Source organism: Amycolatopsis sp. NPDC114478 (assembly GCF_055633805.1).
The window spans coordinates 133,273-148,485 of the sequence record NZ_JBVKDO010000012.1 but is presented as its reverse complement, the minus strand read 5'-3'; the positions used below and the strand labels follow the sequence as shown (position 1 = coordinate 148,485).

The 15,213-nt window shown below is 72.5% G+C and carries 15 protein-coding genes; 8 read left to right on the top strand and 7 right to left on the bottom strand.

The window, feature by feature from the left end:
- Nucleotides 1–7: 7 nt before the first annotated feature.
- The 6 genes from mftR to ACZ7OH_RS30325 all read left to right on the top strand — a co-directional run bounded on the left by mftR (nt 8) and on the right by ACZ7OH_RS30325 (nt 5,657).
- On the top strand, nt 8–661 hold the full coding sequence (gene mftR / locus ACZ7OH_RS30350; RefSeq protein WP_470283936.1) for a mycofactocin system transcriptional regulator: 654 nt from the start codon (nt 8–10) through the stop codon (nt 659–661).
- Nucleotides 662–722: 61 nt separating this feature from the next.
- Nucleotides 723–1,070 (top strand): GntR family transcriptional regulator, encoded by a 348-nt coding sequence (locus tag ACZ7OH_RS30345; RefSeq protein WP_470283935.1) that lies wholly within the window; start codon nt 723–725, stop codon nt 1,068–1,070.
- Nucleotides 1,067–1,969 (top strand): DUF1648 domain-containing protein, encoded by a 903-nt coding sequence (locus tag ACZ7OH_RS30340; RefSeq protein ID WP_470283934.1) that lies wholly within the window; start codon nt 1,067–1,069, stop codon nt 1,967–1,969. Before ACZ7OH_RS30345 ends, ACZ7OH_RS30340 begins: the two co-directional genes overlap by 4 nt.
- Before the next feature lie 77 nt (nt 1,970–2,046).
- Nucleotides 2,047–2,373 (top strand): hypothetical protein, encoded by a 327-nt coding sequence (locus ACZ7OH_RS30335; RefSeq protein ID WP_470283933.1) that lies wholly within the window; start codon nt 2,047–2,049, stop codon nt 2,371–2,373.
- Between the two features lie 84 nt (nt 2,374–2,457).
- The gene (locus tag ACZ7OH_RS30330; protein ID WP_470283932.1) at nt 2,458–4,086 is read left to right on the top strand and encodes a GMC family oxidoreductase; all 1,629 of its coding nucleotides are present in this window, start codon (nt 2,458–2,460) and stop codon (nt 4,084–4,086) included.
- Nucleotides 4,083–5,657, top strand: coding sequence for a succinic semialdehyde dehydrogenase (locus ACZ7OH_RS30325; protein ID WP_470283931.1), 1,575 nt, complete (start codon nt 4,083–4,085; stop codon nt 5,655–5,657). The genes ACZ7OH_RS30330 and ACZ7OH_RS30325 overlap by 4 nt, the downstream gene beginning before the upstream one ends.
- A 1-nt stretch (nt 5,658) precedes the next feature.
- On the opposite strand, the gene ACZ7OH_RS30320 is transcribed toward ACZ7OH_RS30325, so the two are convergent.
- From ACZ7OH_RS30320 to ACZ7OH_RS30300, 5 genes are read right to left on the bottom strand one after another with little or no spacing between them, the layout of a single operon-like run.
- Nucleotides 5,659–6,429 carry an isocitrate lyase/PEP mutase family protein gene (locus ACZ7OH_RS30320; RefSeq protein WP_470283930.1) on the bottom strand — a complete coding sequence of 257 codons (771 nt, stop codon included), beginning with the start codon at nt 6,427–6,429 and terminating at the stop codon, nt 5,659–5,661.
- A gap of 35 nt (nt 6,430–6,464) precedes the next feature.
- On the bottom strand, nt 6,465–7,913 hold the full coding sequence (locus ACZ7OH_RS30315; protein WP_470283929.1) for a phospholipase D-like domain-containing protein: 1,449 nt from the start codon (nt 7,911–7,913) through the stop codon (nt 6,465–6,467).
- Nucleotides 7,914–7,950: 37 nt separating this feature from the next.
- Nucleotides 7,951–9,234, bottom strand: a complete 1,284-nt coding sequence (gene eno, locus ACZ7OH_RS30310; RefSeq protein WP_470283928.1) for a phosphopyruvate hydratase — start codon at nt 9,232–9,234, stop codon at nt 7,951–7,953.
- Entirely contained in the window at nt 9,231–10,778 is a 1,548-nt protein-coding gene (locus ACZ7OH_RS30305) for an MFS transporter (RefSeq protein ID WP_470283927.1), read from the bottom strand. Before ACZ7OH_RS30305 ends, eno begins: the two co-directional genes overlap by 4 nt.
- A complete protein-coding gene (locus ACZ7OH_RS30300) occupies nt 10,775–11,296 on the bottom strand; it encodes a class I SAM-dependent methyltransferase (RefSeq protein ID WP_470283926.1) in 522 nt (173 codons plus the stop codon). Before ACZ7OH_RS30300 ends, ACZ7OH_RS30305 begins: the two co-directional genes overlap by 4 nt.
- A 65-nt stretch (nt 11,297–11,361) precedes the next feature.
- Between ACZ7OH_RS30300 and ACZ7OH_RS30295 the strand changes: the two genes are divergently transcribed.
- Together ACZ7OH_RS30295 and ACZ7OH_RS30290 are read left to right on the top strand one after the other, a co-directional pair.
- Nucleotides 11,362–11,946 (top strand): helix-turn-helix domain-containing protein, encoded by a 585-nt coding sequence (locus ACZ7OH_RS30295; RefSeq protein WP_470283925.1) that lies wholly within the window; start codon nt 11,362–11,364, stop codon nt 11,944–11,946.
- A gap of 34 nt (nt 11,947–11,980) precedes the next feature.
- Complete coding sequence (locus ACZ7OH_RS30290) at nt 11,981–13,114, top strand: alpha/beta hydrolase family protein (RefSeq protein ID WP_470283924.1); 1,134 nt, start codon at nt 11,981–11,983, stop codon at nt 13,112–13,114.
- A 10-nt stretch (nt 13,115–13,124) separates the two neighbouring features.
- Here ACZ7OH_RS30290 and ACZ7OH_RS30285 read toward each other — a convergent pair whose 3' ends face one another.
- Together ACZ7OH_RS30285 and ACZ7OH_RS30280 are read right to left on the bottom strand one after the other, a co-directional pair.
- A complete protein-coding gene (locus tag ACZ7OH_RS30285; protein ID WP_470283923.1) occupies nt 13,125–13,598 on the bottom strand; it encodes a MarR family winged helix-turn-helix transcriptional regulator in 474 nt (157 codons plus the stop codon).
- Between the two features lie 31 nt (nt 13,599–13,629).
- Nucleotides 13,630–15,195, bottom strand: coding sequence for an amidase (locus tag ACZ7OH_RS30280; protein ID WP_470283922.1), 1,566 nt, complete (start codon nt 15,193–15,195; stop codon nt 13,630–13,632).
- Nucleotides 15,196–15,213: the final 18 nt, after the last annotated feature.

Below are 15,213 nucleotides of genomic sequence, written 5' to 3'. Positions count from 1 at the left end.
CACCCGGATGACCGATGACGTGCTCGCCCGCCCCGCGAACCGCCGGGGCCGTCCGCCGGGCACGAGCGCCCGCGAACTCGAGGTCGCCGCGCTGCGGCTGTTCGGCGAACAGGGCTTCCACGAAACGACCGTCGACCAGATCGCGGCGGCGGCCGGCGTCAGCAGGCGGACCTTCTTCCGCTACTACGACGCGAAGGCCGACGTCCTCTGGAACGAGTTCGACACCGAGGTCGAGACGATCCGGTCGCTGCTCGCCGGGGCGCCGGCGGACCTGCCGGTGCTGGAGGGGGTGCGCCGCGCGGTGCTCGAGGCGAACCACTACCGCGCGGCCGACGTGCCGGAGCTGCGCCGGCGGATGACGCTGCTGAGCACGGTCCCGGAGCTGGCGGCGAGCGCGGCGGTCCACTACGACGCGTGGGAGCGGGCGATCAGCGCGTTCGTCGCCCGCCGGTCGGGCCAGCCGGAGGACTCGCTGTACCCGCTGGTGGTGGGCCGGGCGGTCCTGGCGGCCTGCCGGGCGGCGTACGACCGCTGGTCGGCTCGGGCGGACGCGGACTTGACGGTGTACCTGGACGCGGCGCTGCGAGCGCTGGCGGCGGGGCTCACTGACGACGTGCTGGGCGAGGAGCCGGACGTTTCCCCGGTGGCCGCCCGAGGTTGATCGCTGCTCGGACGGCCGGCACTGGCGCCGAGTGCTGGCTTGTTCTAGTATCTGTAGAACAATGCTGTTGCGACTCGACGACCGGGACACCGCACCGCTGCACGAGAAGATCGCCGCGGGGGTGCGGCGTGCTCTCGCGGCCGGGGAGCTTGACGTCGGTGAGCGGCTGCCCGCCGCCCGGGAGCTCGCCTCCTCGCTCGGCGTCAACATGCACACCGTGCTGCGCGCCTACGCCCAGCTCGCCGACGAAGGCCTCGTCGCCGTGCGGCGGGGGCGCGGGGTGACCGTGCTGGCCGCGGGACCGGACCGGGCCGAACTGCACCACCGGATCCGCGCGCTGGTCGACGAGGCGCGGCGGCTCGGGATCGAACACGAGGAGCTGGTCGCCATGATCGAGGAGGCCCGATGAGGTCCGCCGTCTTGCGGTACGGGGTTCCGGCCGTCGTCCTGCTCGGCATCGTCGTGCCGGCGATCGTGCTCGCGCCGCGGCTGCCCGATCCCATCGCCGTGCACTGGTCGTGGACCGGCGTCCCCGACGGCCACGCCCCTTGGTGGCTGGTGACGGCGGGCGCGGCCGGCTTCTGGTGCGTGGCGTGGGTGGCCGTGGCCCGGATGATCTCGGCGGCGCCCGGCGTCTACGGCCTCGGCGGGATCCTCCTGGCCGCGCATTCGGTGGGGCTGTGGGCGAACGCCGGCGTGCCGTCGTGGACGCACGCCCGGCCGGTGAACTGGGCCGTCGCGTTCGGCATCCTCGGCGTGGGCCTGGTGGCGATCGCCGCGGGCTGGTGGCTGGCGCCCGCGAAACCGGCCGAGGCGACGGCGTCGGGGCCGGCTCCGTCGGCCGGTCTCGGGGCGAGCGAACAGGTGGTCTGGTCCGGGACCGCGCACAACCTCGCCCTGATCGCCGTCGCGCCGCTCGTGGCCGCGCTCGCGGCGGTGCTGGGGAGCGCGCACGCGTGGCTCGGCGGGCTGGTGGTCGCCTTGGTGGCGCTGGTGTTTTCGTCGGTGCGGGTGCTGGTCGGGCCGGCCGGGGTGCGCGTGCGGATCGGGCTGCTCGGCTGGCCGCGCCGGAACCTGGCCTACGAGGAGATCGCCGAAGCACGCGCCGACCGGATCGTGCCGCTGGCCTACGGCGGCTGGGGCTGGCGGCGGCGCCCCGGCCGGTCCGCGGTCGTGATCCGGGCCGGCGACGGCCTCGTGCTGCGCCTGTGTTCCGGAGGCACGATCGTCGTCACCGTCGATGGCGCGCACACGGCGGCCGGGCTGGTCAACGACTACGTCGCCCGGCACCGCTCACCGGCCGGCTGAGGCGGGTGCCGCCGGGGCTTGTCGCTCGATGGGGTGACTGCTTACAGTTTTCCCTCCGGTTTCCGCGGGGAGGAAGCATGCTCGTGCGCGCCAGACGGCGGTCCATCCGGTTCAGTGGCACGGAAGTCACGATCAGCGCGGCGGTCAAGGACGGCGTCTTCGGCGACGACCGCAAGCACACGTTCAGCGTCACCAAGATCAAGAACATCGGCAACTCCGAACCCGGGTTCTCGCGCCCCGGGCGGCTGACCTTCACCGTCGAAGGCGCGTCCACCGACATCGTGGAGAACCCCGCGAGCGGCGGCGACCGCGTCGACATGAACACGTTCTGCTACGGCGGCCTCGACACCGCCCGGGTGCGCAAGCTGGTCGCGGAGATCAAGAAGGCCATGGACGGGGCGTAGCCGTTGCGCTCCGAGGCGGCGACGCTATACCGTGCCAAACTAGAACAGGTTATAGTTTGGCACCGGCGGGACCGAGGAGCGGACATGGCGAACAGGGCGCCGCGCGGCGACGAGGCCGACTACGTCGTCGTCGGGTCGGGGAGCTCGGGGGCGGCGATCGCGGGGCGGCTGGCGCAGTCCGGGGCCAGCGTGATCGTGCTCGAAGCCGGGAAGAGCGACGAGCGGCTGCTGATCAAGAAACCGGGCCTGGTCGGCCCGATGCACGCCGTGCCGCAGCTCAAGAAGCCCTTCGACTGGGGCTTCTACGGCGTTCCGCAGAAACACGTTCTCGATCGCCGGATGCCGGTGCCGCGCGGCAAGGTCGTCGGCGGCTCCAGCTCCATAAACGGCATGGTCTACGTCCGCGGCAACCGCGCCAACTTCGACTCCTGGGCCGCCGAGGGCAACACCGGCTGGGACGCCGACCGCGTCAACGCCGCCTACAAGCGGATGGAGGACTTCGAGGACGGCGAGAACGCGTTCCGCGGCGCGGGCGGGCCGATCCGGGTCACCCGCGCCAAGAATCCCCAAGAGGGCTCGCTGCAGTTCGTCGACGCCACCGCCGACGCGCTCGGCTGCAAGATCCTCGACGACTACAACGCCGAATCCCAGGAGGGCGTCAGCCGGATGCAGCAGAACGCTGCCGACGGCCTCCGCTACAGCGCTTCGCGCGGCTACCTCCACCACCTCGCCCCGCCGACGCTGCAGCTCCAGTCCGGGGTGCTCGTCAAGAAGATCCTCTTCGACAACGGCCGCGCGACCGGCGTCGAGGTCGCCGACGGCCGGGGGAGCCGAGTCGTCCGCGCCGGCAAGGAGGTCATCCTCTCTGCCGGGTTCGCCGGCTCCGCGCAGCTGCTCATGCTCTCCGGGATCGGCCACGCCGAGCACCTCAAGGAGCACGGCATCGACGTCCTCGCCGACCTGCCGGTCGGGGACAACATGCACGACCACATGTTCCACGCGCTGACGTTCCACGTGTCTTCCAGCAAGAACAAGGGCTCCGCGCCGTACTTCGCCCGCGGCCTGGCCCGTGAGCTGCTGAAGCCCGGCACCACGTTCCTGGCCAACTCGGTCTTCGAGGCGGTCGCGTTCCTCAAGACGTCCCAGGCCGACACGGTGCCCGACCTCCAGCTGCACCTCCTGCCGTGGGCGTACGTCTCGCCCAACCAGGACGCGCCGATCCGCCACGACGTCGACAAGCGCCCGGCGCTCACGGTGCTGTCGACGCTGATCTACCCGAAGAGCCGCGGCACGCTGCGGCTCGCCTCGGCCGATCCCACGGCCGCGCCGCTGATCGACTTCCAGTACCTCTCCGACCCCGCCGACCTCGAAGTGCTCGCCGAAGGCTCGGAGATGGTCCGCGAGATCTTCGCGTCGAAGGCGTTCAAAGGCGCGGTGAAGGAAGAGATCCACCCGGGTAAGGACCTGCGCGGCCAGGAGCTGCGCGACGCGATCCTCAACCGCGCGACGTCGGTCTACCACGGCGTCGGCACCTGCCGGATGGGCGTCGACGAGCTCGCCGTCGTCGGCCCCGACCTGAAGGTGCGCGGTGTCGAGGGCCTGCGGGTCTGCGACGCCTCGATCATGCCGTCCATCACCGGCGGCAACACCAACGCGCCCGCCATCATGATCGGCGAAATGGGCGCGCAGCTCGTCCTCGGGAGCGCATCGTGACCGTGACGCCGTTGCAGCTCACCCGTCCGGCGTCGGTGACCGACGAGTTTCTGCGGGAGCTGGTCGCCCGGGTTCCGGGCTCGGCCGGCGAGACCTGGAAACTGACCGAGGTCTACACCGGCGAGGCGCTCGTCGACCTGCCGCAGTCGACGCCGGCCGACATCGAGCAGGCGTTCGCCACCGCCCGTGAAGCACAACGGAAGTGGGCGGCCACGCCGCTCAAGCAGCGACTGACGGTGTTCAAGCGGGCGCACGCGCTCTTCGTCGACCGCGCGCGGGCCGTCGCCGACCTCATCCAGGTCGAGAGCGGCAAGAACCGGCGGATGGCGATCGAAGAGACCTGCGATCCCGCGATGGTGATGAGCCACTACCTGCGGCGGGCGGCCAAGCTGCTCGCGCCGGTGAAGCGCGGCGGGCCGGTGCCGCTGCTGACGACGTCGACCGAGGTCCGGCAGCCCAAGGGGGTCGTCGGGATCATCGCGCCGTGGAACTTCCCGTTCGCCACCGGCATTTCCGACGCGATCCCGGCGCTGATGGCCGGCAACGCGGTGGTGCTGAAGCCGGACAACAAGACCGCGCTCTCGCCGCTGTACGGCATCCGGATGCTGGAAGAGGCCGGCCTGCCCGAAGGGTTGTTCCAGGTCGTCTGCGGCGAAGGGCCGGACGTCGGCCCGACGCTCATCGACCAGGCCGACTACGTGATGTTCACCGGTTCGACGGCGACCGGCCGGGTGATCGGCGAACGCGCCGGGCGCAACCTCATCGGCTGCTGCCTGGAGCTCGGCGGCAAGAACCCGATGATCCTCCTCGACGACGCCGACATCGCCGAAGCCGTGCGGGGCGCGATCTTCGGTGCGTTCGGCAACACCGGCCAGATCTGCATGCACATCGAGCGGATCTACCTGCCGGAGTCGCGCTACGACGAGTTCAAGGACGCGTTCGTGAAGGCCACGAACGCGCTGGACGTCCGCGCGGCCTACGACTTCGGGCCCGACATGGGCTCGCTCGTCTCGCCCGACCACCTGCGCCGGGTCAAGGAGCACGTCGACGACGCCGTCGCGAAGGGCGCGACGGTGCTCTGCGGCGGCAGGCCGCGTCCCGACCTCGGGCCGGCGTTCTTCGAGCCGACGATCCTCGAAGGCGTCACCAAGGACATGCTCTGCGGCGTCACCGAAACCTTCGGCCCGGTGATCGCGCTGCACGAGTACCGCACGGTCGACGAAGCCGTCGAGCTGGCCAACGACACCGACTACGGCCTCAACGCCTCGGTGTGGAGCCGGGACATCGACGCCGCGCGGGCCGTGGCCGCCCGCCTGGAGTCCGGCAACGTCAACATCAACGACATCCTCGCGACGGCGTTCGCCGCCAAGGGGACGCCGTCCGGAGGCGTGAAGAGCTCCGGGGTCGGCGCCCGCCACGGCGACCAGGGCCTGCTCAAGTACACCGACGGGCAGAACCTGGCCGTGCTGAAGAAGCAGGTCATGGGCCCGCGGCCCGGACAGGGCTACGAGAAGTACGTCGAAAGCATGCTGTCCGGGCTCAAGCTCATGCGGAAGCTGCGGATCCGGTAGGTCAGTTGAGCTTGCGGGTGTCGGCGGGCAGGCCGCCGCCGGCGTAGACGTCTTCGGCGAGCTTGGCCAGCGCGGTCAGGGCGACGTTCTGGCTCCACGGCCCGTAGGACACGCGCGAGACGCCGAGCTCCTGCGCGCGCTTCAGCGGGATCGAGCCGGGGATGCCGATGAGGTTGACCTTGCGCTCGCCCAGCTCTTCGACGAGCCGCGAGACCTGGTTCTCGTCGAGCTTGCCGGGCACGAAGAAGTTGGACGCGCCCGCGTCGAGGTACGCGCGGCCGCGGGTGATCGCTTCGGTCAGCGCGGTTTCCGGGGCGGTCTTGATGAACGCGTCGGTGCGGGCGTTGAGCACGAAGTCGACGCCGGCCTTCTGGGCCGCCACGACGGCGGCTTCGACCGCCTTCACGGCGTCGCCCAGCGGCTTCATCTGGTCTTCGAGGTTGGCACCGACCGCACCGACGTCGATCGCGCGGGCGATGGTGCCGCCCGGGTCGCCGTAGCCGGCTTCGAGGTCGGCGGTGACCGGCAGGTCGCCCGCGGTCCGCACGATCAGCGCGACCTCGGCGATCATCTCGTCGCGCGGGATCTTCTCGCCGTCCGGGTAGCCGCGCGAGGCGGCGATGCCGTGGCTCGGGGTCGCGAGAGCCTGCGTGCCGGGCGTCTCGGCCACGACCTTGGCGGTGATGGCGTCCCAGACGTTGACGACGAGCAGCAGCTCGGGCGCGGCGTGCAGCTCCTGCAGCCGGGTGGCCTTGTCGGCGGTGGAAGTCATGCCGCCCAATCTAGAGCGGGCGGGCGATCTCCGCTTCAGCCGTCGACGAGGAGTCCACGCAGTGGGCCCTGCAGCCGGCCCGCCCGCCGCGAGACGCCGGGGAGCAGCACGAGCCGGTGGGTCCGGGGCTCACCCCGGCGTTCCCGCTCCCGCTGCTCCTCGGCCAGCGGCCGCCAGAGGTGGTCGACGACGTCCGCCGGGTCGCCGTCCACCTCGGCCACCTCGCGGCCGAGGTGCTCGGCCCACAGCCGCAGGCGCGTCGTGCGGGCCAGCTCGTGGTCGTCGGTCGCGATGTTGACCTCGGTGTCGTTGAACAGCGAGTGCTCGTTGAGGTTCGCGGACCCGACGGTCAGCCACTCGTCGTCGACGATGCCGAGCTTCGCGTGCACGTAGACCGGCGCGGCGGACTCCCCGTCGTGCGCGCTGATCGTCGCCGCGAGCAGGCGCCCGTTCCCGTCGTCGGCGTCGAGCAGCCGGCCCAGCTGGCCGCGGGTGGTGTCGGCGCCGTTGCTCGGCTTGCGGGGGAGCAGCAAGACCATGCGGAAGCGGTCCTCGGGCGGGTTGCGCAGCTTGTCGAGCAGCACCTCGGCGATCTCCGGCGACCACAGGAATTGGTTCTCCAGGTAGACCAGCCGCCGCGCGGACCGCAAAGCGCGCAGGTAGCCGTCTAGGATCGTGAACTCGCCCTTCGGCGCGAAGGCGTAGGTGGAGTTCGGCACCGTGCGCAGCAGCTGGACGCGCGTACGGCCCGCCGTCCCGGGCACGTGCGGCGCCGGGAGGTTCTCGTCGGCGACCTCCGACCACCGCCGCCGGAAGTGGTCCGCGACGTCGGCGACGACCGGGCCCTCGAGCCGGGACGTCAGGTCGTGCCAGCCGATCGGCCGCGGCGGGTGCTCCGGGCTGTCGTGGCGGTCGCCCTCCAGCGCGGTGAAGTCGATCCCGCCGACGAACGCGACCTCGTCGTCGACCACCACGAGCTTTTCGTGGTGGCAGTGCATGGTCCGTTCGCGGGAGTCCAGCACGCACCGCACGGCCGAGCCGTCGGTGAACTTCCGCTGCTCGCGCTGCGCCAGGCCCCGCGTCGGCTGGAACGCCGGGACCGGCGGCCCGGCCCACAGCAGCACCCGGACCTCGACGCCCCGCTCGGCGGTCTCGGCGAGCAGTTCCCGCAGGGTGAGGGCGCCGGGCTCGCGCGTCAGCCGGAAGTCGGCGCTCGCGTGCCAGTTGGCGATGTGCACGTGGGACTGCGCGGACCGGATGGCTTTTTCGATCGCGGGGAGGACCTCCTCGCCGTCGATCAGCACTTCGACGCGGTTGCCGTCGCGGACCGCGGCCCGTCCGCCGAACCGGTCACCGCCGGGCTCGAGCACGTCACCCCACCCCAGCGCGCGCAGCCGCCGCCGGTGATGGGCGCACAGGACGTGCTCGAGCCCGTCGCCGAGCCGTTCATCTGCCTTGTCCAAGAAGGAGTGAAAAGACTTCACCCGTCCTATGTGACTACAGATCGGCCCGGTTCGCCGATCAGCGGCTGCCGCGCAGGGTCGCGCGCCCGGCGTAGCGCGCTTCGGCGCCCAGCTCCTCTTCGATGCGGATGAGCTGGTTGTACTTGGCCGTGCGGTCCGAGCGGGACAGCGAGCCCGTCTTGATCTGGCCGCAGCCGGTGGCGACGGCGAGGTCGGCGATCGTGGTGTCCTCGGTTTCGCCGGAGCGGTGGGACATCACGGCCGAGTAGCCGGCCTTGTGCGCGGTGTCGACGGTCAGCAGCGTCTCGGTGAGGGTGCCGATCTGGTTGACCTTGATCAGGATCGAGTTCCCGATGCCGCGGTCGATGCCGTCCTGCAGCAGCTTGACGTTGGTGCAGAAGACGTCGTCGCCGACGAGCTGCACGCGGTCGCCGATGCCGTCGGTGAGCTGCTTCCAGCCGTCGTAGTCGTCCTGGGCGAGGCCGTCCTCGATGGAGACGATCGGGAAGCGCGTGGTCAGGTCGGCGAGGTAGGCGACGTGCTCTTCGACGCTGCGCTTGATGCCTTCGCCGCGGTAGTCGTAGACGCCGTTGTCGTAGAACTCCGACGCGGCCGGGTCGAGCAGCAGGGCGATGTCCTCGCCGGGGGTGTAGCCGCTTTCCTCGATCGCGCGCACGACGAACTCGAGCGCTTCGTCGGCCGACGCGAGGTTGGGCGCGAAGCCGCCTTCGTCGCCGACGTTGGTGCCGTGTCCGGCCTTCTTGAGCGACGCGCGCAGCGTGTGGAAGACCTCGGAGCCCATCCGCACGGCTTCGGCGAACGTCTTCGCGCCGACCGGGCCGATCATGAACTCCTGGAAGTCGATCGGGTTGTCGGCGTGCGCGCCGCCGTTGACGATGTTCATCATCGGCATCGGCAGCTGGTGGGCGAAGACCCCGCCGACGTACCGGTACAGCGGCAGCGTGTTCGCCGCCGCGGCGGCCTTCGCGACGGCCAGGGAGATCCCGAGCGTCGCGTTCGCGCCGACGCGGGCCTTGTTCGGCGTCCCGTCCGCGGCGATCAGCGCGGCGTCGACCTCGGCCTGGGCTTCGGCGTTCAGCCCGACGACCGCTTCGGCCAGTTCGGTGTTGACCGCGGTGACGGCCTTGCGGACGCCCTTGCCGTGGTAGCGCGCCTTGTCGCCGTCGCGTAGCTCGACGGCCTCCCGCGTGCCGGTCGAGGCACCTGAAGGGACCGCGGCGCGGCCCAGCGAGCCGTCCTCCAGCACGACGTCGACCTCGACGGTCGGGTTGCCCCGGCTGTCGAGCACCTCACGACCACGGACACGGGCGATTGCCGTCATTCCATCTCCTCGGAGTCGGTCCCCAGGGTGCCGGCCGGAGCCGTCCCGCGACGCAGGCTAGCAGAGGATCTCTGAATCGATAAGGGGCTCTTCACCAGGGTGAGCACGAGGACGAGCAGCAGGACGGCGGCACCGGCCCACATCGACTGCCGCCACCCGTCCACAAAGGACTCCCGGGCCGCGCCGGCCACCGCCGGACCGGCCGCGACGGCGTTCGCGACGCCCCGGAGCGCGACGTCGGCCGGCGCCCCGGCCAGCCGGGACTCGACGGCCCCGCGGTAGCCGGCGGTCAGGATCGCGCCGAGCAGCGCGACGCCGAGGGCCGTGCCCAGCTCCCGCGTGACGTCGTTGAGCGCGGACGCCACGCCCTGCTGTTCGCGCGGCAGCGAGCCGGTGATGGCCTCGGTGGCCGGGGTCATCGTCAGGCCCATCCCCAGCCCCATCAGCAGCATCCCGGGCAGGATCGAGAGGTAGCCGCCGTCGACGGACACGAACGCGGCCATCAGCCCTAGGCCCGTCACGCTCACGACGAGGCCCGCTGCCATCGTCGGGCGGCCGCCGATCCGGGCGGCCACCTTCGGGGCGAGGCCGGACGCGGCCATCATCAGCAGTGCCGTCGGCATCAGGGCCGAGGTGGCGCGGAAACCGGACCAGCCGAGCACCGCCTGCAGGTAAGGGAAGAGGACCACGAAGATCCCCGCCTGCACGCCGAAGACGGCCAGCAGCGTCCCGGAACCGCCGGTCAGCCCGCGCTCGCGGAAGAGCCGGACGTCGAGCAGCGGGGCCGGGTGGCGCAGTTCCCACGCGGTGAACCCGGCGAGGCCGAGGATCCCGGCGGCCAGGCTCAGCAGTGTCACCGGCGCGGTCCACCCGCGGTCGGGTCCTTCGTGGAGGACGAAGACCCAGCCGACGACGGCGACCGACGACAGTGCCGCGCCGACGACCTCGAAGCCGTGCCGGTTTCCGGCGCGGGAGTCGGGCACCGATCGCAGGGTCACGACGGCGGCCGCTCCGGCGAGCGCGATCGGCAGCACGAACAGCCACCGCCAGCTCGCCAGGTCGACCAGCACCGCCGACAGGAACATCCCGAGGATCCCGCCCCCACCGGCGACGCCGGTCCAGACGCCGATCGCGCGGGACCGCTCCGCGTCCGGGAACGTCGACGTGATGACGGCCAGGGTGACCGGCATGATCATCGCCGCGCTCGCCCCGGCCAGCAGCCGGGCCGCCAGCAGGGTGCCGGCGGACGGCGCCAGGCCCGCCGCGAGGTTCGCGATCCCGAAGAGCGCCAACCCGGTCAGCAGCACGGGTTTCCGGCCGAGGCGGTCGCCGGCCGCGCCGAGCGGCAGGAGCAGCGCGGCCAGGGTGACGGCGTATCCGTTGACGATCCACAAGACGGTGGTTTGCGACGCGCCGAGCTCGACCGCGAGCTGCGGCTGGGCGACGTTCAGGCCGGAGACGGACGCGACCACCGCCATCAGGGCGAGGCAGACGCCGAGCAGGATCGCGCGGCGCCGGCGCGGGTCGTCGACGATCGCGCTCATGCCGTCCTCCTCGCCCGCACGACGACGTCGTGGCCGTGGTCGCCGGCGGTGCCGATCTCCCAGCCGTCGAGGAGCGCGGTGATGTCCGCCGCCGTGGCCGACGCCTCGGCGACGTGGTGTCCGCGCGCGTGGCCGACGACGAGCAGCGTGCCGCCCGGGGCGACCCACTCGGAAATGCGTTGGTAGAAGGCGAGCTGCGGCATCGCCGGGTGCGCGTAGTGGGTCGTGACCAGGTCGAACCGCGTGGCGGGCGCCCAGGTCGTCAGGTCCGCCCGGACCCAGGCCACGGTGTTCGCGCCCGCTTGGCCGAGGGCTTCGATGGAGATGTCCACCGCCGTGACGGCCCAGCCGCGGGCGGCGAGCCAGCTGGCTTCGGCGCCCCGGCCGCAGCCGGCGTCGAGCGCTGTGCCCGGCGTGAGGCCGGCGGTCTCGCGGACGAGGTGGGGGTTCGGTGCGGTGCCGTGGTGGCGGGCCTGCCGCCAGTGCTGGTCCCAGAAGGGCTGGTCGAAGTCGTTCACCTCGCCACCGTGCCGGGGCGCTCAGCGAATTGGCAAAGTTTCTTGCCGATCGGCAAAATGGGGGCATGGACGACTCGATCGACCGGGCCCTCGACGCCGTCGGGCCGCGGCTCAAGCACCTCCGGCAGCAACGGGAAATCACCCTCACCGCGCTGGCCGAGCAGACGGGGATCTCGGCCAGCACACTCTCCCGGCTGGAAGCCGGCCTGCGCCGTCCGACGCTGGAGCAGCTCCTGCCGCTCGCGCGGGCCTACGGCGTGACGCTCGACGAGCTGGTCGACGCGCCGCCGACGGGCGACCCGCGCGTCACCCTGCGGCCGCTCGCCGGCGCGGACGGCTCGACGGTCATCCCGCTGACCCGCCGGCCGGGCGGCATCCAGGCGTACAAGTTCGTCCTGCCCGCCGGGGACCGCGAGCCCGAGCTGCGCACCCACGAGGGCCACGACTGGGCCTACGTGCTGAACGGGACGCTCCGGCTGGTGCTCGGCGAGCACGACCTGGTTCTCGGGCCGGGGGAGGCGGCGGAGTTCGACACACGCACGCCGCACTGGTTCGGGGCCACGAGCGCGGGCCCGGTCGAGTTCCTCAGTCTCATCGGGCGGCAGGGCGAACGGGCGCACATCCGCGTGACAACCAGTCCAAAAACATGATAGTCATGAATATGGACCAAATGGAGGGGACGACGTGGCCGTCATCGAGCTGACCACGTTCACCGTCCGGCCCGAGCGGACCTCGGCGATGCTCGCCGCGCGGCCCGGGATGCTGGCCGCCTTCCGAGAGGGGCGGCGCGGGTTCGTCTCCGCGAAGCTGGTGCGCCTGGACGCCGAGACGTGGCTGGACGTCGTCGAGTGGATCGACGACACGGCGTGGGACGAGTCGAAGGCCAAGGGCGGCGACGACCCGCGGATCGCGGAGTTCTTCGCCACGATCGACGCACTGGTGAGCTCGCGCCGAGGTGCCCGCTACGACGACCCGCCGGGCCCGGTGCGCACCGTCGCGTACGGCCCGCACCCGGCGCAGGTGGGGGAGCTGTACCGGCCGGCGGGCGAGGGGCCGTTCCCGGTGGTGGTGCTGCTGCACGGCGGGTACTGGACGGCGATGTTCGACCGCCGCACGGCGACCCCGCCGGCCGACGACCTGGTCGCCCGCGGCTACGCGGTGTGGAACGCGGACTACCGCCGCCTCGGCGACGGCGGCGGCTGGCCGTCGACGTTCGAGGACGTCGCGACGGCGGTCGACGCGGTCGCGGACCTGGACCCGGCGCTGGATCTCGCGCGGGTGGCGGTGGTCGGCCACTCGGCCGGCGGCCACCTCGCGGCGTGGTCCGCGCACCGGCCGGCGTTGGCCGCGGGTGCGGTGGGCGCAAACCCGAAGGTGGTGCCGGTCGCGGCGGTTTCGCTGGCCGGGGTGCTGGACCTGGTGGAGGCCGACCGGACGGGGTTCGGGACGGTGCTGGCCGACGGGCCGGCCGCGCGGCCGGCCGGAGCGCCGGAAGCCGCGTACCCGGAGTTCTGGCCGACGGTCGCGGCGGGTGTCGGCGAGGGCGTGGTGAACCTGCTGCTGGGCGGGCACGTCGCCGACGTTCCGGACCGGTACGCGACGACCTCGCCGACCGAACTGCCAGGGGCGGGGGTGCCGGTACTGGCGCTGCACGGCGACGCCGACGACGTGGTGCCTCCGGCGTTCAGCCGGACGTACGCCGCGCGGGTGGCGGAGGCGGAGTACCTGGAAGTGCCGGGCGCGGACCACTTCCACGTGCTGGACCCGGCTCACGAGAGTTGGCGCCAGGTGGTCGAGTGGCTCGCGGAGCGGGTGTGAGCGCGAGCGGTCAGTCCTCGTCGGCCGCACCCGCGTGCTTGCGCTGGTGTTCCGTGATGTCGGCGAGCGTGCGCTTGAACCGGTCGTAGTCCTCGCGCCCCAGGCGCTCCGCGTGGCGGCGCTGGATCGCCGCCATGATCGCGTCCGCCTCGCGCATCTGGGCCAGGCCCCGCTCGGTCGGGCAGATCAGCTTCGCCCGGCGGTCACTCGGGTCCGGCCGCCGCTCGACGTACCCCAGCGCCGCCAGCTCGTCGATCAGCGTGCCGATGATCTGCTTGTACTGCCCCGAAAGCCGGGACAGCTCCGTCGCCCGCACGCCGTCCGGGTCGAGGTACGCCAGCACCGCGCCGTGCCGGTGCTTCAGGTCGTCGAACCCCCGCTCCGCCAGCGTCGCGAAGAGCTCGTGCTGCACCGCGAACAGGAGCCGTCCCGAAAGGACACCCAAGTCGGGGTCCGTCGCGTTCCGCTCCGCGCGGGTGACCATCGGCCGCTCTCCTCACCGTCGGTCTCCCACCTTAACCAGCGGTGGGAAGGAACGCCGGAGCCCGGCGCGCCGGGGTGGCGCGTTCGAACGCCGCAGCGAAAGCGAGCACGCGGGCGTCGGCCCAGCGGCCGGCGAAGAACGACACCCCGATCGGCAGCGGGCCCGCGAACCCGGCCGGGACCGACACGTTCGGGTAGCCCGCGACGGCCGCCGGGGTCGACGAGCCGAGGACGAACGCGTCGCCCGCCGCGTAGTCCGTCTTCCACGCCGGGCTGTTGGTCGGCGCCACGATCGCGTCCAGGTGCAGCCGCGACAGCGTCTCGTCGATCGACCGCTGCGCCAGCGACGTGGCCGTCGCCCGCTGCTGCCGGTACGTCGGGTCGCTCGGCGCCGGCGCGGCCGCGGCCTGCTCGAACAGCTCCTGCCCGAACTTCGACAGCTCGATCGGGTCCCGCCGGTTGAAGGTGATCAGCTCGTCGAGCGTGGCGGGGTGCCCCGGCCGGTGCTTCAGGTAGGCGTTCAGGTCTCGCTTGAACTCGGTCAGCAGCGCCGGCGTCTCGGCCGCCCCGATCTGGTCCTGGTACGGCAGATCGACGTCGACGACCGTCGCGCCGCGGGCGGTCAGCGTCCGCACGGCGTCGCCGGTGACCCGGTCGACGTCGGCGTCGAGGCCGGCCAGCCGCCAGACGCCGATGCGGGCCCCGCGCAGGGCGTCCGGGCGCAGGAGCGCGGCGTAGTCCCGCGGCTGACCCGCGGGGATCGCGGCCGTCGCGGGGTCGGCCGGGTCGCGGCCCTGCAGCACCGACAGCGTGACAGCCGCGTCGACGACGTGACGCGCCATCGGCCCGGCGGTGTCCTGCTGCGCGGAGATCGGCACGACGCCGGTCCGGCTGACCAGCCCGAGCGTCGGTTTCTCGCCGACGACGTCGTTGGCGCCGGCCGGGCAGACGATCGAGCCGTCGGTCTCGGTGCCGATCGCGACCTGGGCCAGCGTCGCCGCGACCGCCGCGCCGGAACCCGACGACGAGCCGCACGGGTTGCGGTCGAGGACGTACGGGTTGTTCGTCTGGCCGCCGACCCCGGACCAGCCGGACGTCGAATGCGTCGACCGGAAGTTGGCCCACTCCGACAGGTTCGTCTTGCCGAGGATCACCGCGCCACCGCGCTGCAGCCGGTCCACCAGCGCCGCGTCGGCGGCCGGCCGGCTGCGCGGCAACGCCCGCGAACCCGCGGTCGCCGGCTGCGCGCGCGTGTCGATGTTGTCCTTGAGCAGCACCGGGATCCCGTCCAGCTGCCCGAGCGGGTGGCCCGCGCGGCGGCGGGCGTCGCTGGCGGCGGCCGCCCGGAGCGCGCCCGGGTCGACGGCGACCACCGAGTGGACCTTGCCGTCGAGGGCGTCGATGCGGCGGAGGTAGGCGGCGGTCAGCCGCACGGCGGTGAGGCCGCCGTGGTCCATCCGCTGCTGCAGTTCGGGGATGGTGGCCGCGTCGAGGTCGAACCCCAGCGCGGGCGCGGCGGTGGCGGGGGCCGGGACCAGGAGGGAACCGGCGAGGGCGGCGAGCACGGCGGCCGAGCGCAGACGATTCACGGCGTCCATGGCACTCCTGAACGGGCC

What these genes read in the sequence shown, in the direction of transcription:
- mftR (WP_470283936.1), top strand. Translation starts at nt 8, where the DNA reads ATGACCGATGACGTGCTCGCCCGCCCCGCGAACCGCCGGGGCCGTCCG.
- ACZ7OH_RS30320 (WP_470283930.1), bottom strand. Translation starts at nt 6,429, where the DNA reads ATGACTTCCACCGCCGACAAGGCCACCCGGCTGCAGGAGCTGCACGCC.
- ACZ7OH_RS30345 (WP_470283935.1), top strand. Translation starts at nt 723, where the DNA reads ATGCTGTTGCGACTCGACGACCGGGACACCGCACCGCTGCACGAGAAG.
- ACZ7OH_RS30330 (WP_470283932.1), top strand. Translation starts at nt 2,458, where the DNA reads ATGGCGAACAGGGCGCCGCGCGGCGACGAGGCCGACTACGTCGTCGTC.
- ACZ7OH_RS30305 (WP_470283927.1), bottom strand. Translation starts at nt 10,778, where the DNA reads ATGAGCGCGATCGTCGACGACCCGCGCCGGCGCCGCGCGATCCTGCTC.
- ACZ7OH_RS30295 (WP_470283925.1), top strand. Translation starts at nt 11,362, where the DNA reads ATGGACGACTCGATCGACCGGGCCCTCGACGCCGTCGGGCCGCGGCTC.
- ACZ7OH_RS30280 (WP_470283922.1), bottom strand. Translation starts at nt 15,195, where the DNA reads ATGGACGCCGTGAATCGTCTGCGCTCGGCCGCCGTGCTCGCCGCCCTC.
- ACZ7OH_RS30340 (WP_470283934.1), top strand. Translation starts at nt 1,067, where the DNA reads ATGAGGTCCGCCGTCTTGCGGTACGGGGTTCCGGCCGTCGTCCTGCTC.
- eno (WP_470283928.1), bottom strand. Translation starts at nt 9,234, where the DNA reads ATGACGGCAATCGCCCGTGTCCGTGGTCGTGAGGTGCTCGACAGCCGG.
- ACZ7OH_RS30335 (WP_470283933.1), top strand. Translation starts at nt 2,047, where the DNA reads ATGCTCGTGCGCGCCAGACGGCGGTCCATCCGGTTCAGTGGCACGGAA.
- ACZ7OH_RS30285 (WP_470283923.1), bottom strand. Translation starts at nt 13,598, where the DNA reads ATGGTCACCCGCGCGGAGCGGAACGCGACGGACCCCGACTTGGGTGTC.